This is a genomic window from Arthrobacter bambusae (assembly GCF_022606295.1).
GTDB classification, from domain to species: domain Bacteria; phylum Actinomycetota; class Actinomycetes; order Actinomycetales; family Micrococcaceae; genus Arthrobacter; species Arthrobacter bambusae_A.
Genome location: NZ_JAHHZS010000025.1, coordinates 21713 through 41394 on the forward strand (window position 1 = coordinate 21713; position 19682 = coordinate 41394).

A 19682-nucleotide genomic window follows, 5' to 3' on the forward strand; every position below is an offset into this window, starting at 1 on the left:
CCGGCCGGGCTGGCTCCGCGTGGAATATACGGCGCCGACATTCATGGCAGTTCAGTCGTCGTCGCCGAGCACCCGAGAGTGCTTTTGTCCTTGCTTGTGTCCATTATCTCGTAATTACCCGCCCGTAGCTAATTGATGGACTTTTCCCGGCGGGCCGTGATCGCGCTTGAACAGGGGAAAGACCGGCGCGGCATCACGGCGGGTAGTCGCCGCCGCCCGGCAGCGGGGCCCACGCCCACAGCCAGACGATCCACACGATCTGGAGGAGGAAGAACATGACCACCACGGTGCCGCGGTAGGCCTTCGAACGGGAGAACCAGGCCGCGCTGAGCGCCAAGGGGAACAAAGGCAAGAGCATCCGGAACGTACTCGTCTGGGGGTGCAGGAAGACCAGGAGGTAGCCCATGTAGCACGTGCACCACAGTCTCAGCTCGGCGCCGAGCGCCCGGACGGGTTTGCTTATCATCAGCAAGGCAAAGAGCCCCGCGAAGACAAACGGCGCCAGGATACCGAGTACTGGTCCGAAGAGCAGTTGACCGGTCTCGAACCATGGCTTGAACGGAACGAGGTCGTCCCCGCGCCAAACCGTTTCAGTCTTGGTGTAGGCCAGGGGATCGCCCGTGACCGCCCAGGCAATGGCCGGCCACGCGAGGGCCCCTGCCACGCTGACGACTACAAGTGCCGCCAGCGATCCAAGTTCCCTGGACGTGGGAATGGCGGCCGCGGGCATGGTTCCTTGAACGGACCCCGCGCCGGGGCGGCGTCCAAACCTCTTCCACAAATGGTGGAGCAGGAGCAGGCCCGCCATGGCCGCGAAGGGCACGCCGGTGGGCCGCGACAGGCACATGAGCAAGACCACCGGGATCGCAGCCAGGTATTTGCGGCGCACCATAAGCAGAAGTGAACCCGCCAGCAAGAGGGTGTTGAGGGACTCGGCATAGGGGACCTGCAGGATGGCCGAGACCGGGAACATCGAGAAGAAGGTCACAGCCCAGAGCGCCGTGGTGCGCCCGGCGTATTCCCGGAACAGTTTGTAGGCCACCAGGGCCGCGCCCAGCCCGGCCACCACGGCAATGACTGTCAGGGCAGGCAGCGCCGCCAGTCCGGTGAAGGCACCGAGGGCCCTGGCAAGGTAGGGAAAAAGGGGATAGAACGCCCAGGAATTTTCCGCGACGCCGCCGTTCGCATTGAGCGGCAATTCAGACGGATACCCGTTGTTCGCGGCTTCGGCGTACCAGCGCCCATCCCAGATCGTGATGAAATTCCAGTAGTCGGGCGCCGGCGGGAACCACGGATTGACACCTTGCTGCAATGCCGCAGCCATGAAGATGCAAGCGCTGACAAGCCTCGACGCGATGTAGACGAGGGCGACCTGGACCCACCACGGCCAGGCGACGGCCCGGGCTCCGGCAAGGCGCAGCCTTCGGGCCAGGGATCCGTTAGGAGTCCCCACTTCGACTGGCCGGGTCACTCCTGTGGTTCTTCCTGGTCCCCGGCTGCTTCAAGGGCCAGTTTCAGTCGTTCGATTTCCCTCTCCTGGGACGTCAGCTGATCCCTCAGCTCATCGAGCACCTCATCCACCTGGTCCATGCGGTAGCCCCGCAGGCCCAGGGCGAAACGGACGCGGTCGACGTCGGACGCCTTGGCTCCGGCCGGCAACAGGACCGGCGGCAGGTTCGGGACAGGTTCATCCAAGCCGGCGCCGGAGTCGCGGCTGGATCTCGCCATGCCGGCGCCGAGGAACAAGACGGCACCGATAACGACAATCGCGAGGAAGACCAGAAAAAAGCTCACAACAACCATCGTGCCAGACTCAGCTGAGAGCTCCGTGCCGGCAACGCTACTCCGGGCGCTGGTCGCCGTTAGTCGAGGGCGGGCGCGGGATACCGTGCAGCACGCGGTGAACCGCGTCCGCGGGATCGTCCACAAGCTGGATGAGGTCCAGGTCCTTTGCGGAAACCATGCCTTCGGCCACCAGGGTTCCCTTGATCCATTCGATCATCGGGCTCCAGAAATCGACCCCCAGAAGGACGATCGGGAATGATGTCACCTTGCGGGTCTGCACCAGAACCATGGCCTCGAACAATTCGTCGAGGGTTCCCAGTCCGCCCGGCAGCACGATGAACCCTTGCGCGTACTTGACGAACATGGTCTTCCGGGCGAAGAAGTACCTGAAGTTGATACCAAGGTCCACCCACCGGTTGAGGCCTTGTTCGAAGGGCAGTTCGATTCCCAGTCCAACGGAGACGCCGTTGCCTTCGACCGCTCCCCTGTTAGCCGCTTCCATCGATCCCGGGCCACCCCCGGTGATGACGGCGACGCCGGCTTCGGCGAGATGGCGGCCGACCTGCACGCCCATATCGTAATAGCTGGTGCCCGGCTTGGTGCGGGCCGACCCAAAGACACTGACAGCGGGGCCAAGCTCAGCGAGAGCACCGAATCCTTCGACGAACTCGCTCTGGATCCGCAGGACCCGCCATGGGTCGGTGTGAATGAAGTGGTCCGCGCCTCTGGTGTCCAGGAGTCGCTGGTCCGACATCGGCATGGTGGCCTGTTTCCGCCGAAGCTCCAAAGGTCCTTTGTGCTTTGCTGGCGGCTCCGGGGCAACGGCGGGGACTGACGGTGCCGATCCGTTGCTCATCGCCTTGCCATTGGCGTCTGGACTAGGAACTTGGGGCTGGCTCGTACTCATTGACCTAGGCTAGCGCGGATGCCGGCTGCTGCCGTTCCGGCGCGGCCCTGTTGATTGCGGTGTTGCAAACTAAGGCCCGCGCACGCTATCGGATTCTCGGCCTCGCGTCCTGCCCTGGTCATTCTCGCCATCGTCGGATTCATCGTTCTTCGCTTCGCCCAGAGCGGGCCGTTCGATGCGAAGAAGTGGCACTTGTTCACCTTCCCGTTGGTCCAGCAGCCAACTTCCCGCAAACGTGGGTGTGGCCCGTGGGCTTGGTTCCAGAACCAAGCCCACGGGCCACACCCGCGATCTCAAGCAAAAGTGAGGGCGCCCGACCTAGTCAGCCAGCCACGACCTGAGCGCGCGGAGGCACTCACGGATGGCATCGGCGTCGACGTGTTCGTTGTCCTTGTGCGCCAGAAGCGGATCGCCCGGCCCGAAGTTGACCGCGGGAACGCCCAGTTCGCTGAAGCGGGCGACGTCGGTCCAACCGTATTTGGGTTTGGGCTCGGCCCCGACGGCGGCAACGAAGGACGCCGCAGCCGGGTGGTTGAGGCCGGGCCGCGCTCCGGCGGCGGCATCGGTGCGGACCACGTCGAAGCCCTCCAACAATTCACGGACATGGGCTTCGGCCTGGTCCGGGGTCTTGTCCGGCGCGAAGCGGTAGTTGATCTCCACGACGCAGCGGTCCGGGATCACGTTTCCCGCGGTGCCGCCGTTGATCTTCACGGCATTGAGGCTTTCCCGGTAATCCAGTCCGTCCACGTTGACGGTGCGTGGTTCGTAGGCCGCCAAGCGGGTCAAGATGGGCGCGGCAGCGTGGATGGCATTGCTGCCCATCCATGCCCGCGCGGAATGCGCCGTTTCCCCGACCGTGGTGGCTTCGAAACGGCTGGTGCCGTTGCACCCGCCTTCCACTGTGCCGTCGGTGGGTTCGAGGAGAATCGCGAAGTCCCCCTCCAGGAGATGGCCGTGGTTCCGTACCAAGCGGCCAAGGCCGCTCTTGACCGCTTCGACTTCCTCGTGGTCGTAGAAAACAAAGGTGACATCCTTGCCGGGCTCGGCGCCGCCGTCGAACATGGTTGCGGCCAGCGCAAGCTGAACCGCGACCCCGCCCTTCATGTCCGTGGCTCCGCGTCCGTAGAGGTTTCCCGTCCCGGGGACGCCGGACTCCCACGTTGACGGCACGGTGCCGAGCGAACCCTCCACGGTGGGCAAGGGCACGGTATCGAGGTGGCCGGCCAGGATCACACGCTCCGGGCGTCCCAGCTCGGTCCGGGCAATGATCGCGTCCCCGTCCCGCACAAGCTGCAGTCCAGGGATTGTGCGGAGGGCGGATTCAACGGCGTCTGCAAGCGCGGCTTCGTTGCCGGACACGCTGTGGATGTCCATCAGCGCGGCGGTCAGAAGCGCAACGTCTTGCCTGATGTCAAGAAGGATTGGAGTAGTTTCAACGGTCACCTATCCACTGTAGCCCGAGCGAATTGCGACCCCTTCGGTCCACGCACGGTTTCAAGGGAAGCAGTGGCTCTCGATAGACTTGCGCCATGACTGAAACCGCTGCCTCTGCCGCTCTCGATAGCGCTTCTGACAACGATCGCTCCGCCTACGGCTTTGGCTTGGCCACCATCGCCACCTCCGACGCCGGAGAAGCGACAGTGCTGGACGTATGGTTTCCGGCGCCGGCACTGGGCGAAGCTGCCGCATCCTTGCGGGCCGTGGAGCACGCCGACGAGTCGCTGACCGCACTCGCCGCCGACAGCCACGACGCCGACCGCCGGACCGAGCAAAAAGTGGTCTTTGCCCAGATCAACTTGGACGAAGCCCCCGCAGACACCGTTGACGCCTACCTCCGGCTGCACTTGCTTTCGCACCGGCTGGTCAAGCCCAACAGCATCAACCTGGACGGCATCTTCGGCAAGCTCCCCAACGTTGTGTGGACCAACTTCGGCCCCGCCGCCGTGGACGGCTTCGAACTGACCCGTGCCCGGCTGCGCAAGCGCGGCGCCGTCACGGTCTACGGAGTGGACAAGTTCCCCCGCATGGTGGACTACGTCCTCCCCACCGGCGTCAGGATCGCCGACGCCGACCGGGTCCGCCTGGGCGCCTACCTCTCAGAGGGCACCACGGTCATGCACGAGGGCTTCGTGAACTTCAACGCCGGCACCCTCGGGACGTCCATGGTGGAAGGCCGCATCTCGGCAGGCGTTGTTGCCGGTGACGGCACCGACGTCGGTGGCGGAGCCTCCATCATGGGAACCCTCTCCGGCGGCGGCAAGGAAAAGATTTCCCTGGGTGACCGCGTGCTTCTGGGCGCCAACTCCGGTGTGGGCATCAGCATCGGCGACGACTCCGTGGTTGAAGCCGGCCTTTACGTCACTGCCGGAACCCGGGTGCGTATCCCCGGCCCGAAGGACGCCAACGGCGAAGACACCAGCAGCATCATCAAGGCTGTGGAGCTTTCCGGGGTGCCGAACCTGCTGTTCCGCCGCAACTCCACCACCGGTGAAGTCGAGGTCCTCCCCCGCAAGGGCCAGACGGTGGAACTCAACGAAGCCCTCCACGCCAACTAGCTGATACCTGGATGCGCCGTCTCCGACGCACCATCATCCTGTTGCTGGCGCTTGCCTTGGTGGCCGGCGCCATCTATGCCGTGGTGACTGTACTGCAGCGCTCCGAAACCTTGGTTACGGAGCGCTGCGTCGCCGTCGTCGGCTCGGATTCCTACGAGTTGGCGACGGACCAGGCGGCGAACGCCGCCCTCATCACGGCCATTGCGGTTCAGCGGGGGCTGCCTCCGCGCGCGGCCACAATCGCCGTGGCCACCGCAATGCAGGAATCCAAACTTCGCAATATCGGCCACGGTGACGAGGTGGGCCCCGATTCGAGGGGGCTCTTCCAGCAGCGCCCGTCCCAGGGGTGGGGCACCGAAGCCGAGGTCATGGATCCCGTCTACGCGACAAACGCCTTCTATGACCACTTGGTGAAGGTGCCCGGCTACGAAACCATGGCGATCACCGATGCGGCGCAAGCGGTCCAGCATTCCGCGTACCCCCAGGCGTACGCGCAGCAGGAAGCGATGGGCAGGGCCTACGCGTCGGCGCTGACCGGACATTCCGAAAGGGCCCTGGACTGCACCCTCCGCGCCGCGGACGCTGCCGGTGATCCGAATGCCGTTACGGCAGCCATGACGACGGCGTTCGGCTCCCTGCCGGCCGTGGCCCAAGGCCGCACGGTCCAGTTGAACATCACTGGAGCGCAGGCGTGGGCGGTGGCCCAGTGGGCCGTGGCGAACGCCAAGGACCTCTCCGTGACACAGGTTGACGTGGCGGGCGCCAGCTGGAACCGGCAGGACCACAAAGGGTGGCAGGATTCAGCGGCAGCATCGGGATCCGTGACCATCACGGTTTCGGCTCCGAAGACGTAATGTTCAGGGGTGCTCGCCTCCGGCTGCCGGCCTCAGGCCAGTAGTTCGACCACTGGCTGGACGTAGCTGCGGAAGATATCCGGTTCGGACAGGAGCCGGTGGCTCATGATCATCTTGTCCGGCTCAAGGTACCAGGCCCGTGGCTCGTTGAGGGGCAACTCGATGATCGTCAACTGGAAGTCCCGGGAGCTCCGGCCGACTTCGAGCAGCCGGTCCTCCACCATATCGCCCAGAAGCAGCGTGGCGCCGCTCGCTTCGCGTTCAGCCTCGAGTTTTTCGTACTCTTCAAGGCGTTCACGGGCCCACGTGAGGGCGGCACCGAAGTGTGCCTGAAGTACCCGGCGGAGGGCCGGCGAATTGCCGAAAGCGTTGAATCCCGGGGGTGAAAGCTCGGGCGCGGCATCCGGATACGCCCTCAGCAGCCGCTCCCACCACGCCTCCCACTCGGTCTTGAGGGCCGGCACTCCGCCTACCTCGGCGGTGAGGTGCGTGTGGTCCGCCTGCCTGACTTTAGGTGTGGCGTGGGACAACGTCGGCGTCCCGGCTCCGTCCAATCCAGCAACGTCTCTCAGATACAAGGCAATGAGCATCGGTCCGGAGGTGTCCATTGTGATCCGCCACCCCTGACCGCCTGTGTCATGCATCCGATTGCCTCCCTTGGCAGGTGCCCACTCAGAGTTCCAGTCTATTCCCGAAGAGGCGCGACGTTAACGGTTGGAAGGCACCGCAACAAGACTGTCCACATGTGCGGTCAGAACGTCGCGGCACACCTCGGCCGTCATCCATTCGGGCTGCAGCAAGGCGTGCATGCACAGTCCGTCGAGGGTCGCGAGAAGGCGCTCGGCCTCGGTCACCAGACGCTCCTGGCCGGAGCCGCCGTCGGGCATCAGCCGCATCACCAAGCGGCCGACGACGGCGGCCACGGCACGGTGGCTGCGTGCGGCTTCCGGCTCGAGCATCGGACGGATCCGGGCCGCGTGCCGGAATGCCATCCACACGCAGGCGTCGACGGCCAGTTCCTCGTCGAGCGGAAGGAATTGACCCAGCAGGGTTAACACGGCGGCGTCGTGTTCCGCCGACCCATTGTCCAGGGATTCGACGACGGCGAACGCCTCGTCCAGCCGCCCGGCGATCCTGTCGATGACCACGGCAAAGGAATGGACCAGCAATTCGTCACTGCTGGCAAAGTAGTGGCGGACCGAACCAACGGCCAGCCCGGCTTCGTCGGCCACCTCCCGCAAGGAGGCCCGCTCGAGGCCATCCGAGGCGATGATCCTGAAGACGGCTTCGACTACTTCTTGGCGCCGGGCTTCGGCATCGACAATCTTGGGCACAAATCTTTTTAGCACAAACGTGCTTGAACCATGTCGTCCGGCACACGGGACCGCGCGACTGTGGCCTACGCAACACTGAGCGGGCACGCACCAAGTTCGACTACCGTTGCTTGCATGAGAATTCTTGTCACGGGTGGCACCGGCTACATCGGATCGCACACCGTCCTGTCCCTGTTGGAAACCGGACACGAAGTGGTCGTGGTGGACAACCTCGTGAACTCAAGCGAAGAATCCCTGCGCCGCGTCGGCGAACTGGCGGGAAAGACCGCAGCATTCCATCAGGTGGACCTGGTGGACGAGGCCGCGCTTGAGGCCGTGTTCGACCAGCACAGCATCGACGCCGTCATCCACTTCGCCGGGCTCAAGGCGGTTGGCGAGTCCGTGCAGGAACCCTTGAACTACTACTACAACAACATCGTGGGCACACTGAACCTGCTGCGCGCCATGGACAAGCACGGGGTCCGCTCGATCGTCTTCAGTTCTTCGGCAACGGTATACGGCGAGCACAACCCCATCCCCTACATCGAGAAGATGGAGATCGGGGCCAACAACCCCTATGGACGTACCAAGGAGCAGGTCGAGGACATCCTCACGGACCTGGGCGCCGCGGACGAACGTTGGCACATCGCTCTATTGCGCTACTTCAACCCGGTGGGTGCACACCCCTCAGGCCGTATCGGCGAGGACCCGCAGGGCATCCCCAACAACCTGGTTCCGTACATCGCCCAAGTTGCCGTCGGCCGCCGCGACAAGCTCATGGTCTTCGGTGGAGACTACGACACCCCGGACGGCACCTGCCTGCGGGACTACATCCACGTCGTCGACCTCGCGGAGGGCCACGTCGCCGCCCTGGACTACGTTGCGGAACGCCCCGGCGTGCACCGCTGGAACCTCGGCTCCGGCAAGGGTACATCCGTGCTGGAGATGCTCCACGCGTTCGAACAGGCCGTCGGGCACCCGCTGCCGTATGAGATCACAGGCCGCCGCGCCGGAGACCTGCCCGCGTTCTGGGCCGACGCCTCCTCCGCCCTGGCCGACCTGAGCTGGTCCACCACGAAGACCGTGGACCAGATGTGCGAAGACCACTGGCGGTGGCAGAAGAACAACCCCCTCGGCTACAGCTCTTAAAGCAACGCGGGGTCACTTACGGCCCATGATGTCCCTTGGGACGGACCGTAAGTGACCCCGCGTTGACAGGGCCCACACCGGCGAGGGACCCGGGCCGAGCTTGCGAGGCCTGGGAGCCGGTGGGGACTAGACTGCCGGGTAGTCGCGCTCCGGCTCTCCGGTGTAGAGCTGCCGCGGACGGCCGATCTTGGTCTGGGGATCGTTGATCATTTCGCGCCACTGGGCGATCCAGCCGGGGAGCCGGCCGATGGCGAACAGCACGGTGAACATCTTCTCGGGGAAGCCCATGGCCTTGTAGATCAGGCCGGTGTAGAAGTCGACGTTCGGGTAGAGCTTGCGCTGGATGAAGTAATCATCGGCCAGCGCCTTCTCTTCGAGGCGCATCGCGATGTCCAGGAGCTCGTCGTTTCCGCCGAGCTTGCCCAGGATCTCGTGCGCGGTCGCCTTGATGATCTTCGCGCGGGGATCGTAGTTCTTGTAGACCCGGTGCCCGAAGCCCATGAGGCGGACGCCGTCCTCCTTGTTCTTGACCTTCTCCATGTATTCCTCAGGCTTGATGCCGTCGGCCTGGATCTGACGCAGCATCTTCAGCACGGCTTCGTTGGCGCCACCGTGGGCGGGCCCGAAGAGGGCGTTGATGCCTGCGGAAACGGAAGCGAACAGGTTCGCGTTCGAGGAGCCCACCAGGCGGACGGTCGACGTCGAGCAGTTCTGCTCGTGGTCGGCGTGCAGGATGAGCAGAAGGTCGAGCGCCTTGACGACGACGGGGTCCAGCTCGTACTGCTCTGCCGGCAGGCCGAAGCTCAGGCGCAGGAAGTTCTCCACGAGGTTCATGGAGTTGTCCGGGTACAGCATGGGCTGGCCAATGGACTTCTTGTGTGCGTAGGCAGCGATGACCGGGAGCTTCGCCATGAGGCGGATAGTGGAAACTTCCACGTGCTCCGGGTTGAACGGGTCCAAGGAGTCCTGGTAGAACGTGGACAGCGCGGAGACAGCCGAGGAAAGCACCGGCATCGGGTGCGCGTCACGCGGGAAGCCGCCGAAGAAGCCCTTGAGCTCTTCGTGGAGCAGCGTGTGGTGGCGGATCCGCTGGTCGAACGCGTCCAGCTCGGTGGGTGTGGGAAGGTTGCCGTAGATCAGCAGGTAGGAAACTTCCAGGAAGCTTGAGTGCTGGGCAAGCTGCTCGATCGGGTAGCCGCGGTACCGCAGGATACCGGCGTCGCCATCGATGTAGGTGATCGCCGACGTCGTGGCGGCGGTGTTCATGAAGCCGGGGTCATAGGCGACGGCGCCCGTCTGCTTCAGCAGCTTGGAAACGTCGTATCCTTCGTTCCCTTCTACAACCTTGATCCGCGGGAGTTCGAGCTCTCCGCCGGCATGGCGCAGGGTAGCGCTGGTGGTCTCAGTCATGGAGTCCCCTTCATGAGGCTCTTGGCCTCGGTCGAAAGCTTGATCCAACCAACATCTGGTGACTCCAACCGGGGGCCTGCAGGTGCAGGCGCCATCGGCCGGACTGCCTTCATGGAGAAAGCCACCATTGATAGTCAGTTAAAAGCTACCGCCAGTAAGCGGGACAAACTAATTCACAAGCTACGGTTACTGGCGGAATGACGCGCCCTGTGCGGCAAGTCACAGCATTGTTACCGGGCAGTGTTCAAGCGTTCCACGGCCGCATCGATGCGTTCGTCGGTGCCCGTGAGCGCCACTCGGATGAAACCGTTGCCTGCGTCTCCGTAGAACACTCCCGGCCCGACGACGATCCCCAGGTCAGCGAAACGCTGGACCGTGTCCCACGTCGCCTCCCCTGCCGTGGACCACAAGTACAGGCCCGCCTTGGACTCGTGGATCTCCAGGCCGAAGTTCCGAAGTGCAGGCACGAGGCGTTCGCGGCGTCCGCGGTAGAGATCTTTTTGGGCAAGCACGTGGCCGGCATCGCCGAGCGCGGCCCGCATGGCTTCCTGAACCGGGTAGGGCACGATCATGCCTGCATGCTTGCGGCTGTTGACGAGGTTTGCCACGATCGACGAATCCCCGGCCACGAAAGCAGCACGGTAGCCGGCGAGGTTCGACTGCTTGCTCAGCGAGTAGACGCACAAGAGGCCGTCCGTGGATCCTCCCGTGACGCGCGGATCAAGGACGCTCGGAACGGCCTCGCCGCCACGCTGCGCATCCCATTCACCCCAGCCGAGTTCGGCATAGCATTCATCCGACGCCACGACTGCACCGATCTCGCGCGCCTGGGCCACGATCTGCCGGAGCGATTCGACGTCACGGACGCTGCCCGTGGGATTGCCCGGGGAATTGATCCAGATGAGCCGGACCTTGGCGCGGGTGGCTGAATCCAGTTCGTCCAGGCTGTCCGCGGCGACCGCGGTGGCCCCTGCGAGCATGGCGCCGATGTCGTAGGTGGGGTAGGCAACAGTGGGACGGACCACGACGTCACCCCCGCTGAGTCCCAGCAGGAACGGCAGCCAAGCGACCAATTCCTTGGAGCCGACCGTGGGCATGATGTCCCTCGGATCGATCCCGGGGACCCCGCGACGGCTGGCGAACCAGGCGGACACAGCCTCGCGGAGTGCTTCCGTACCGTGGACTGTCGGGTACCCATGGGCATCGGCGGCCCCTGCGAGCGCCTCGCGAACCAGCTGCGGCGTAGGATCCACGGGGGTTCCGATGGAAAGATTGACCACCCCGCCCGGGTGTTCCGAGGCCTTGGCCACATACGGTGCCATGGCTTCCCAAGGGTAGTCGGGCAGGTTGAGGCCGAAAGCGGGGGCCGCAGAAATCAAAGGAAGCAACCGTTCTTAGTGGTCTTGGTTCTGTGGAGGCAGCGCAGCGATGAAGGGGTGGTCCTTGCCGGTGTTGCCGATCTTGGCAGCCCCGCCCGGGGAACCAAGGTCATCGAAGAACTCGACATTGGCCTTGTAGTAGTCGGCCCATTCCTCCGGGGTGTCGTCCTCGTAGTAGATCGCTTCCACCGGGCACACGGGTTCACAAGCTCCGCAGTCCACGCACTCATCCGGGTGGATATAGAGGGAACGTTCGCCTTCGTAGATGCAGTCAACAGGACACTCTTCAATACATGCCTTGTCCTTGACGTCCACACACGGCTGCGCGATTACGTAGGTCACGTCCCTTGCCTCTCCACAGTTGTCCCGGACAGTTTCCGGGTAGTACCACCGGCCATGTGGCCGGTACATCGAATTCTGAGCCTATTATCCCCCAGCCGGAACTCAGCAACCTAGCCGGGCGTCTTACTATGAACTGGTGAATCAGCCCCGGCCCCAGGATTTCCTGCTCAATACCGTATCCGGAACACGAGTCGTTGTCCGATACCGGCTGGACGACGGCTTCACCGATGCCCTCGGCTACCTGCTCTCCGTCGTCGATGGTGCGTGCACCATCCGTACCCGGCAATCCGATGTCGAGATCCCCCTTGCCCTTGTAGTGGCCGCCAAGGAGGTCCCTCCTCCGCCTCCGCGCCGTGGTCCGCGCACAGCCCGCGAGTAATCCCGCACCACCTCTGCCCATCCACCTCTGCCCACCCACCCCTGCCCATCCACCTCTGCCCACCCACCCCTGCCCACCCACCCCTGCCCACCAACGCGGACATGCCCCATTCCCGCTCGAACCGCTGGACATGCCCACCGCCCGCTCAAACCATTGGACATAGTGCGAATATGTCCATTCCTGGCTCGGAGGGCTGGGCATGTCCCGCGGCAGCGCAAGCCCGGGCGAGGCACATGTCGGTTCCTGAGGCGCAGCGATGGGCATGTCCCTTTTGACGGGGCCGAAGATGAGCTAGGCGGAGATCACGCGGCCTGGTCGAGCGACCTCAGAGTGTCGCGGACCATCGCCACAAATTCCCGAGGCCGGTTCTTCAGCATGGAATAGCTCACAACCAAGGTGGGAATACCCAGCCTGGTGGTGACATTCCACCGGCGGCGGTCCTCCTCGAAGCTCGGCTTGTCCATGTGGAAGCCTGCTCCGTCGGTTTCAATCCCCAGCCTTCCGTCCACCATCAAGTCCAAATGCCCCATGCCGCGTATGTTCACTTGTGATTCCACATGGAAACCGGCTTCGCGCAGGAGGTACCGGGCGATGCACTCAATGATCGACTGTGACTGGGGAACAATTTGTGACACCAGCCTCCGCTCCCGCGCATCGTTCCGCCCGCTTAGCCGCATCCTCATGCCAGAGAGCGGTAGCCTCCCCAGAGCTACGGCAGATTCCGCAATGACAAGCCCATCCAGGTCCGGCAGGCAACGGAGGGCCTGGACAACTGAATCCATGAGGGACGGCGGGGTTGCGGATCTATGGCAAACAAAACCTTGGTACCTTCGGCTGTGAGGGACGGCAACATGGGGAAATTGAGGGGGATCCAAGACCCACAACCCGGACAGCTCGGCCGCGGAAACGCAGGCCGGTTCAGCAGGAAGGGATCGGATGGCAACCAAGCCGGGATCGGCGTCGGGCATCGCATAAACCCCTCGCGCCACCCGGAGAATCCGCCCGCTCGCCAACGCGGATTTCAGTTGGAAATGCGATACCCCGGCCGCAGCAAGATGCTTGGCCCGCGCCACGCCGTCGTACGCTGAAATGACGTCGATAATATTCACCATGCGCCCATCGTTCCGGCCGAATCATGGGTGCGGAAGCGCCAATATTCACTATGTGGAAAACGTCCAGTCCACTCCTGTGGCCAAGCGCTGGACATGCGCCCCCCTCACCGCAGAGCATGCGTCACGTGGAGACCAAGGAATGAGCATGTTGCCAATATGTCCAATGCTGCGGGCCAAGGCGGGGCATGTCCCAAGGGGACGGTCAGGCGCCGTGCACCTCGTCCGGCAGCCTGCGCATTCCCCACAGCGGGGAGAACAGCACCGGCGCAACAAGAACAATGCTTCCGGCCCAGCCGATCCAGAGTGTCGGGACGAGGCCAAGGTTCTCGGCCAGGAGACCCGAGGCGAGGGCTGCGATCGGCATGACTCCCCACACGACAAAGCGAATGGACGCATTCATGCGCCCCAGGAGCCGGGGAGGACACACCCGCTGCCTCATGCTCAACTGCATGATGTTGTACGCCAGGACTCCGAAGGCGAACCCGAACTCCGAGACGATGAGCATCACGAGGGACATCCATCGTTCAGGGGCAAGCACGGACAACGGGACCAGGAGGAGGAAAAGCGAGCTGATCATCGACGCCACGGGAATGACGGTCCCCTCGCCGATCCAGGCCGCGAACCGGGGCGCCGCAACCGCCCCGATCAGACCGCCCACAGCACCGACCGCCATGATGAGGCCCATGCCCTCCGGACCAAGTCCCAATTCACGAAGCACGAGTACCGGCATCAAAGTGAAAGCAAGCGTGGTGAAGAAGTTGACCCCGCCCGTACAAGCCACAACCCTGCTGATCAACGGATGCCTGACGACGAAGACCAGGCCTTCCTTGATTTCGCTCGCCAGCGGCCGCCGGTCCTTCGCGGGCACGGGGACTTCCGCGTCGCGTGTTCTGAGCAGGAAGATGGCCGACAACAGGTACCCCATCGCCTCCCCGACGAACAGCACCGGGGCGGAAACGATCACCAGGAGCGCACCGCCCGCGGCAGGACCACCGATCCGGGCGATCTGGGAGGTGGCTTCCAGCTTGGAGTTGGCCTGCGGCACTTTCCCGGCGTCCACGAGCACGGGCACGTAGCTCTGGTAGGAAACGTCGAAGAAGACCGTCGCAGCCCCGACGACGGCGGCTACAGCGTACAGGTGCCAGATCTGCAGGATGCCGGCCCACCAGAGTATAGGTACGGTGGCCATCGCCGCGGTCCGGACCAGGTCAGCCACAATCATGGTGCGACGCTTGAGCCAGCGGTCAACCCAGGCTCCTGCCGGCAAACCGATGAGCAGGAAGGCCGCAAGGCCGGCGGCATTGAGTGCACCAACTTCGAACTCGCTGGCGCCGAGCAAAGTCACTGCGAGGACGGGGAATGCCAATTGCCCAAGTTGCGCCCCGAGCTGGCTGACGGCTTGGCCCGACCAGAAGGTCATGAAGTTCCGGTCCCGCCAAAGCGAGGCCGGCTTCTGAGCCGGGGTAGCTTGAAGAGCTGTGTCACTTTGGAGAGTCGCCTCAGTTTGCAGAGCGTTGTCGCCCTGCTGAGCGTTGTCAGTGGTCCCGGCGTTCACCCGCTCAGTTTCCTGCAGTGATTGGTATATGTCAATCACTTATGGGTGGCTACACTGGCCTCCATGACGGAACACGCGTGGGACGACAGCGACCTGGTCGCCAAGGGCCGCGCCTTGAGCTCGCCCTTGCGCCTGAGGATCCTCCGGCTCTGCCTACACCACGCGCGCACCAACAAAGAGATTGCCGGGCTCTTGGACATCAACCCGGCGTCGAGCCTGCACCACGTCAGGACCCTGGTGCGCACCGGCTTTCTCGAACCTCAGGAAGGCCGGAAGGGAAAGAGGGGCGCCAAAGAGGTTCCATATATCGCCACACGCGCCTCCTGGAGCACACCCGTCAACGATATTTCCCCGATCCTGATCGAAACATTCGTCCAGGAAACCCGCGGACTCGCACCCGAGGACATCGAAATCTGGCGGCTTGGCGTCAAGTTCAACGCAGCACGGCAGCAGGAAATGATGGGCAAGTTACGGGCGGTCGTCGAAGAATACATGCGGCTTCCGGCAGACGACGACGGCGAGGCCACCTCGCTCTTGATCGCCCACCACCGGGACCCGAGCGCAGATTAGCTAGCCGCGCGACCTACGCCGGTAGCGCCGGCACCACAAGAGCATGACAAACGTGATCCCTGCGTTCCCGTAGACCCACACATTTCCAGGCACATCCGCGACGATCAGCTGCTTGCCGGTTCCGCCCGCGGACAGCAGGCCTACGGTCGCGTAACAAAGAATGCCCGCTACCGCCGTCGGGAGCAAAGACCGCGACCACGCGCCCAGCAGGAGCTGGAGCGAGGCGAGCAGGAGCAATGCTGCCGCGGTGCCCCAATAGACGTCGACGCCGGCAACGAGGAGCGTCTGCCGGTGCAGTGCGGTGCCTGCAACGGCAGCAAAAAGAGCCACCGGAACAGCCGCGGCGATGCCGCGTACCGTTCCGGTGGCTCCCTTATTCAATGCGTCAATCCGTTCAGTGCGTCAGTACGCAATCAGCGCAGGATCAGACTTTGGCGCGTGCGCGGGTAGCCTTGGCGCGCTCGTTGGCGTCCAGGATCACCTTGCGGATGCGGATGGAATCCGGGGTCACCTCAACGCACTCGTCTTCGCGGGCGAATTCGAGGGACTCTTCGAGGGTCAGGTCGCGCGGCGGCGTCAGGTTCTCGAAGGTGTCGGAGGAAGCAGCACGCATGTTGGTGAGCTTTTTTTCCTTGGTGATGTTGACGTCCATGTCATCAGCGCGCGAGTTCTCGCCGACGATCATGCCTTCGTAGACCTCGGACGTGGGCTTCACGAAGAAGGAGCCGCGTTCCTGCAGGTTGATCATCGCGAAGGGGGTGACGACACCGGCGCGGTCGGCAACCATCGAACCGTTGGTGCGGTATTCGATGGGGCCGGCCCACGGCTCGTAGCCCTCGGAGATCGAGGAAGCGATGCCGGCGCCACGGGTGTCCGTGAGGAACTTGGTACGGAAGCCGATGAGGCCGCGAGCAGGAACGATGAATTCCATGCGGCACCAGCCGGTACCGTGGTTGGCCATGTTGGTCATGCGGCCCTTGCGCGCGGCCATGAGCTGCGTCACCGCACCGAGGTACTCTTCGGGCACGTCGATGGTCATGTGTTCCATCGGCTCGTGAATCTTGCCGTCAACAGTCCGGGTGACAACCTGCGGCTTGCCGACCGTCAGTTCGAAGCCTTCGCGTCGCATCTGCTCCACGAGGATGGCCAGTGCGAGCTCGCCACGGCCCTGGACTTCCCAGGCGTCCGGACGCTCGGTAGGCAGAACCTTAATGGAGACGTTACCGATCAGTTCCTTGTCCAGGCGATCCTTCACCTGGCGGGCTGTGACCTTCGCGCCCTTGACCTTGCCGGCCAGCGGAGAGGTGTTGATACCGATGGTCATGGAGATCGCGGGGTCATCCACCGTGATGAGGGGCAGCGGCTGCGGGTTCTCGGCGTCGGTCAGGGTCTCACCGATGGTGATTTCCTCGATGCCGGCAACAGCAACAATCTCGCCCGGGCCGGCGGACTCCGCCGGCACGCGGTCAAGGGCCTTGGTGGCCAGGAGCTCGGTGATCTTGACGTTCTTCAGCTCGCCGTTGGCGCGCGCCCAAGCGACGGTCTGGCCCTTACGGAGGGTGCCGTTGTAGATGCGCAGGAGGGCGAGGCGGCCGAGGAACGGGGAAGCGTCCAAGTTGGTGACGTGCGCCTGAAGGACACCGTTCGGGTTGTAGGTCGGCGCCGGAATGTGCTCGATGATCGCCTTGAAGAGGGGTTCGAGATCTTCGTTATCCGGGGCCGAGCCGTCAGCCGGCTGCTCGAGGGAGGCGCGGCCGACCTTCGCTGCGGCGTAGACCACGGGTACTTCGAGGATCTTGTCGAGGTCCAGGTCCGGAACTTCGTCCGCGAGGTCGGAGGCCAGGCCGAGGAGCAGGTCCATGGACTCGTGGACAACCTCTTCGATGCGGGCGTCGGGGCGGTCGGTCTTGTTGACCAGCAGGATGACGGGCAGGTGGGCGGCAAGGGCCTTGCGGAGCACAAAGCGGGTCTGCGGCAGCGGACCTTCGGAAGCGTCAACCAGGAGGACCACGCCGTCAACCATGGACAGGCCGCGCTCAACCTCGCCACCGAAGTCGGCGTGGCCGGGGGTGTCGATCACGTTGATGGTGATGGTCTCGCCATTGGACGACGGGCCGTTGTAGGCAACCGTGGTGTTCTTGGCGAGGATGGTGATGCCCTTTTCGCGCTCCAGGTCACCGGAGTCCATGACGCGGTCTTCCAGGTGGTTGTGCTCGGCGAAGGAGTTGGTCTGCTTGAGCATGGCGTCGACCAGGGTGGTCTTGCCGTGGTCAACGTGGGCCACAATCGCGACGTTGCGCAGATCACTGCGCGATGCAGTGGCCGCGGCGGTGTTGGTGGTGGTTTCAGACATGCGTAATGGCTCGATTCAGTGGTGAAGTCAGCTGTTGTATCGCGACATTTCCAACCGGAACGCACGACGGATTAGCCCCTTTGACACAGGGCACCTTCCTAGAGTCTAAGCGCTGTGGTATTTATTGGCCTAAAAATCACCCTCCAGGCCGCCGAATTGTGCCCTTCATCACAATGGGCAGCGAGCTCCGAGACGCGCCGGAAACAGCAAAAGAGCCGGGACCACTTCCCCCCACGGAAGTGGTACCGGCTCTTCTACCCGCCAAACTGGCGCTTAGCAGACGGGCGTCAAACCCGTCAGGCCACCACGGGCGGCAGCATGAGGCTGGCACCCGGGATCGCGTTAAGCAGGGCCTTGGTGTAGTCCTGCTGCGGCGAATCGAAGACGTCGTCGGTGCTGCCCGTCTCCACGAGCTTGCCCTTCTGCATCACGCAGACATGGTCAGCGATCTGCCGCACGACGGCGAGGTCGTGCGTGATGAACAGGTACGTCAGACCAAGATTGGACTGCAGCTCGGCCAGGAGGTTCAGTACCTGGGCCTGAACCAAGACGTCGAGGGCGGAGACCGCCTCGTCGCAGATGATCACTTCGGGGTCGAGGGCCAGCGCCCGCGCGATCGCGACACGCTGCCTTTGGCCGCCGGAGAGTTCGTTCGGGTACCGCTGCATCGTGGACTGCGGCAGCGCCACCTGGTCCAGGAGTTCCCGGACCTTTTTCTCGCGGCTGACCTTGTCACCGATCTTGTGGGTCCGGAGCGGTTCCTCGATGGTCCTGAAGATGTTGTACATCGGGTCAAGCGAACCGTACGGGTCCTGGAAAATCGGCTGAACGCGGCGCCGGAACTTGAAGATCTCCCGGCTGTTCAGGGTGGAAGTGTCCACGCCGTCGAACACGATCCGGCCCGACGTCGGTGCAAGCAGGTTGAGGACCATCTGGGCCACGGTGGACTTGCCGGAACCCGACTCCCCCACGATCGCCGTCGTCGTCCCGCGTTTGACGTTGAACGAGACGTTGTCCACCGCTTTGAAGTCCGTTGCCTTGCCCACTCCTGAGCGCAGCTTGAAGATCTTGCTGAGGCTCTCGACCTTCAGGACGTCGTCGGACAACGCCTTTTCGGCCACGACGTCGGTGGGCGCCAGGAGTTCTTCGGTCTGGATTCCCTCGGCCTTGGCAGCCTGGATACGCCTGGAAGCGAGGGACGGGGCCGAGGCCACCAACCGCTGGGTGTAGGGGTGTTGCGGGTTGCGGAGCAATTCGAGCGAAGGACCAGCCTCCACCACGTTGCCGCGGTACATGACCACCACTTTGTCCGCGCGCTCGGCAGCAAGGCCAAGATCGTGGGTGATGAGCAAGACAGCCGTACCGAGTTCCGCCGTCATGGTTTCGAGGTGGTCCAGGATCTGCCGCTGCACGGTCACGTCCAGGGCCGACGTCGGCTCATCCGCGATCAGGAGGCGGGGCTGGCAGGACAGGCCGATGGCGATCAGGGCACGCTGGCGCATGCCGCCGGAGAATTCGTGCGGGTACTGCTTGGCGCGGCGAGCGGAGTCCGGCAGGCCGGCTTCCCCCAGGACGCGGGCGACGTCGGCAGGACCGCTGGGCTTGCCGTTGGCGCGAAGTGTTTCGCGCACCTGGTAGCCGATCTTCCAGACCGGGTTCAGGTTGGACATCGGATCCTGCGGAACCATGCCGATCGTGTTGCCACGCAGCTCGATCATGCGCCGTTCCGGTGCATGGGAAATGTCCTCGCCGTCGAGCAGGATCTGCCCGCCGGAAACCCTGCCATTCTCCGGCAGGAGGCCGATGGCGGCAAGCGCCGTCGTCGACTTTCCCGAACCGGACTCCCCCACAATGGCAACGGTCTCGCCGGGCATGATGGTCAGGTGCGCGTTCTTGACGGCCTGGAATTCGCCGCTCGCCGTCTGGAAGGAGATGGCGAGGTCACGGATTTCCAGGAGCGGACGCTCTTCGGATCCGGCTTCGTCGATGGTGATGTTGGACGTTGACATGATTGCCTCC

The 19682-nt window shown here is 63.9% G+C and carries 19 protein-coding genes; 5 read left to right on the plus strand and 14 right to left on the minus strand.

What is annotated here, in order from left to right; all coding sequences use genetic code 11:
* Positions 1 to 193: 193 nt before the first annotated feature.
* From KNN17_RS16285 to dapE, 4 genes are all read right to left on the minus strand, one after another.
* Positions 194 to 1471, minus strand: a complete 1278-nt coding sequence (locus KNN17_RS16285) for a hypothetical protein (protein WP_372489692.1) — start codon at positions 1469 to 1471, stop codon at positions 194 to 196.
* Complete coding sequence (locus KNN17_RS16290) at positions 1468 to 1803, minus strand: DivIVA domain-containing protein (RefSeq protein WP_078108309.1); 336 nt, start codon at positions 1801 to 1803, stop codon at positions 1468 to 1470. The genes KNN17_RS16285 and KNN17_RS16290 overlap by 4 nt, the downstream gene beginning before the upstream one ends.
* Before the next feature lie 37 nt (positions 1804 to 1840).
* Positions 1841 to 2641 carry a TIGR00730 family Rossman fold protein gene (locus KNN17_RS16295; RefSeq protein ID WP_241710039.1) on the minus strand — a complete coding sequence of 267 codons (801 nt, stop codon included), beginning with the start codon at positions 2639 to 2641 and terminating at the stop codon, positions 1841 to 1843.
* A 369-nt stretch (positions 2642 to 3010) separates the two neighbouring features.
* Positions 3011 to 4135, minus strand: a complete 1125-nt coding sequence (dapE, locus tag KNN17_RS16300) for a succinyl-diaminopimelate desuccinylase (protein WP_241710009.1) — start codon at positions 4133 to 4135, stop codon at positions 3011 to 3013.
* Between the two features lie 86 nt (positions 4136 to 4221).
* Between dapE and dapD the strand changes: the two genes are divergently transcribed.
* Complete coding sequence (dapD, locus tag KNN17_RS16305) at positions 4222 to 5247, plus strand: 2,3,4,5-tetrahydropyridine-2,6-dicarboxylate N-succinyltransferase (RefSeq protein WP_241710010.1); 1026 nt, start codon at positions 4222 to 4224, stop codon at positions 5245 to 5247.
* Between the two features lie 11 nt (positions 5248 to 5258).
* Entirely contained in the window at positions 5259 to 6101 is an 843-nt protein-coding gene (locus KNN17_RS16310; protein ID WP_241710011.1) for a hypothetical protein, read from the plus strand.
* A 32-nt stretch (positions 6102 to 6133) separates the two neighbouring features.
* On the opposite strand, the gene KNN17_RS16315 is transcribed toward KNN17_RS16310, so the two are convergent.
* Together KNN17_RS16315 and KNN17_RS16320 are read right to left on the minus strand one after the other, a co-directional pair.
* Positions 6134 to 6745 carry a hypothetical protein gene (locus KNN17_RS16315; protein WP_241710012.1) on the minus strand — a complete coding sequence of 204 codons (612 nt, stop codon included), beginning with the start codon at positions 6743 to 6745 and terminating at the stop codon, positions 6134 to 6136.
* A gap of 63 nt (positions 6746 to 6808) precedes the next feature.
* Complete coding sequence (locus KNN17_RS16320; RefSeq protein WP_241710013.1) at positions 6809 to 7435, minus strand: TetR/AcrR family transcriptional regulator; 627 nt, start codon at positions 7433 to 7435, stop codon at positions 6809 to 6811.
* A 114-nt stretch (positions 7436 to 7549) separates the two neighbouring features.
* Here KNN17_RS16320 and galE point away from each other — a divergent pair, with 114 nt between their 5' ends.
* Entirely contained in the window at positions 7550 to 8563 is a 1014-nt protein-coding gene (gene galE / locus KNN17_RS16325) for a UDP-glucose 4-epimerase GalE (protein WP_241710014.1), read from the plus strand.
* Between the two features lie 126 nt (positions 8564 to 8689).
* Here galE and KNN17_RS16330 read toward each other — a convergent pair whose 3' ends face one another.
* The 3 genes from KNN17_RS16330 to fdxA form a co-directional block, all read right to left on the minus strand.
* Positions 8690 to 9973 carry a citrate synthase gene (locus KNN17_RS16330; protein WP_059387479.1) on the minus strand — a complete coding sequence of 428 codons (1284 nt, stop codon included), beginning with the start codon at positions 9971 to 9973 and terminating at the stop codon, positions 8690 to 8692.
* A gap of 230 nt (positions 9974 to 10203) precedes the next feature.
* The gene (dapC, locus tag KNN17_RS16335; RefSeq protein ID WP_274619739.1) at positions 10204 to 11352 is read right to left on the minus strand and encodes a succinyldiaminopimelate transaminase; all 1149 of its coding nucleotides are present in this window, start codon (positions 11350 to 11352) and stop codon (positions 10204 to 10206) included.
* A 15-nt stretch (positions 11353 to 11367) separates the two neighbouring features.
* Positions 11368 to 11694 carry a ferredoxin gene (gene fdxA / locus KNN17_RS16340; protein WP_018776555.1) on the minus strand — a complete coding sequence of 109 codons (327 nt, stop codon included), beginning with the start codon at positions 11692 to 11694 and terminating at the stop codon, positions 11368 to 11370.
* 136 nt (positions 11695 to 11830) lie between these two features.
* Between fdxA and KNN17_RS16345 the strand changes: the two genes are divergently transcribed.
* Positions 11831 to 12073 carry a putative acetyltransferase gene (locus KNN17_RS16345; RefSeq protein ID WP_241710015.1) on the plus strand — a complete coding sequence of 81 codons (243 nt, stop codon included), beginning with the start codon at positions 11831 to 11833 and terminating at the stop codon, positions 12071 to 12073.
* 302 nt (positions 12074 to 12375) lie between these two features.
* On the opposite strand, the gene KNN17_RS16350 is transcribed toward KNN17_RS16345, so the two are convergent.
* Positions 12376 to 13185: a type IV toxin-antitoxin system AbiEi family antitoxin domain-containing protein gene (locus KNN17_RS16350; protein WP_241710016.1), complete on the minus strand. Its 810-nt coding sequence runs from the start codon at positions 13183 to 13185 to the stop codon at positions 12376 to 12378.
* A gap of 202 nt (positions 13186 to 13387) precedes the next feature.
* Positions 13388 to 14605, minus strand: a complete 1218-nt coding sequence (locus KNN17_RS16355) for an MFS transporter (RefSeq protein WP_241710017.1) — start codon at positions 14603 to 14605, stop codon at positions 13388 to 13390.
* A gap of 198 nt (positions 14606 to 14803) precedes the next feature.
* Between KNN17_RS16355 and KNN17_RS16360 the strand changes: the two genes are divergently transcribed.
* Complete coding sequence (locus KNN17_RS16360) at positions 14804 to 15310, plus strand: helix-turn-helix domain-containing protein (RefSeq protein ID WP_241710018.1); 507 nt, start codon at positions 14804 to 14806, stop codon at positions 15308 to 15310.
* Here KNN17_RS16360 and KNN17_RS16365 read toward each other — a convergent pair whose 3' ends face one another.
* The 3 genes from KNN17_RS16365 to KNN17_RS16375 all read right to left on the minus strand — a co-directional run bounded on the left by KNN17_RS16365 (position 15311) and on the right by KNN17_RS16375 (position 19672).
* Complete coding sequence (locus KNN17_RS16365; protein ID WP_241710019.1) at positions 15311 to 15691, minus strand: hypothetical protein; 381 nt, start codon at positions 15689 to 15691, stop codon at positions 15311 to 15313.
* Positions 15692 to 15734: 43 nt separating this feature from the next.
* Complete coding sequence (gene typA, locus KNN17_RS16370) at positions 15735 to 17663, minus strand: translational GTPase TypA (RefSeq protein WP_078108286.1); 1929 nt, start codon at positions 17661 to 17663, stop codon at positions 15735 to 15737.
* Positions 17664 to 17959: 296 nt separating this feature from the next.
* Complete coding sequence (locus KNN17_RS16375; RefSeq protein WP_241710020.1) at positions 17960 to 19672, minus strand: dipeptide ABC transporter ATP-binding protein; 1713 nt, start codon at positions 19670 to 19672, stop codon at positions 17960 to 17962.
* Between the last annotated feature and the right edge of the window lie 10 nt (positions 19673 to 19682).

Bases quoted from the DNA above. Each gene is read 5' to 3' on its own strand.
- KNN17_RS16290 (WP_078108309.1), bottom strand. From the start codon at position 1,803: ATGGTTGTTGTGAGCTTTTTTCTGGTCTTCCTCGCGATTGTCGTTATC.
- KNN17_RS16295 (WP_241710039.1), bottom strand. From the start codon at position 2,641: ATGAGCAACGGATCGGCACCGTCAGTCCCCGCCGTTGCCCCGGAGCCG.
- dapD (WP_241710010.1), top strand. From the start codon at position 4,222: ATGACTGAAACCGCTGCCTCTGCCGCTCTCGATAGCGCTTCTGACAAC.
- KNN17_RS16310 (WP_241710011.1), top strand. From the start codon at position 5,259: ATGCGCCGTCTCCGACGCACCATCATCCTGTTGCTGGCGCTTGCCTTG.
- KNN17_RS16315 (WP_241710012.1), bottom strand. From the start codon at position 6,745: ATGCATGACACAGGCGGTCAGGGGTGGCGGATCACAATGGACACCTCC.
- galE (WP_241710014.1), top strand. From the start codon at position 7,550: ATGAGAATTCTTGTCACGGGTGGCACCGGCTACATCGGATCGCACACC.
- KNN17_RS16330 (WP_059387479.1), bottom strand. From the start codon at position 9,973: ATGACTGAGACCACCAGCGCTACCCTGCGCCATGCCGGCGGAGAGCTC.
- KNN17_RS16350 (WP_241710016.1), bottom strand. From the start codon at position 13,185: ATGGTGAATATTATCGACGTCATTTCAGCGTACGACGGCGTGGCGCGG.
- KNN17_RS16355 (WP_241710017.1), bottom strand. From the start codon at position 14,605: ATGACCTTCTGGTCGGGCCAAGCCGTCAGCCAGCTCGGGGCGCAACTT.
- KNN17_RS16360 (WP_241710018.1), top strand. From the start codon at position 14,804: ATGACGGAACACGCGTGGGACGACAGCGACCTGGTCGCCAAGGGCCGC.
- typA (WP_078108286.1), bottom strand. From the start codon at position 17,663: ATGTCTGAAACCACCACCAACACCGCCGCGGCCACTGCATCGCGCAGT.
- KNN17_RS16375 (WP_241710020.1), bottom strand. From the start codon at position 19,672: ATGTCAACGTCCAACATCACCATCGACGAAGCCGGATCCGAAGAGCGT.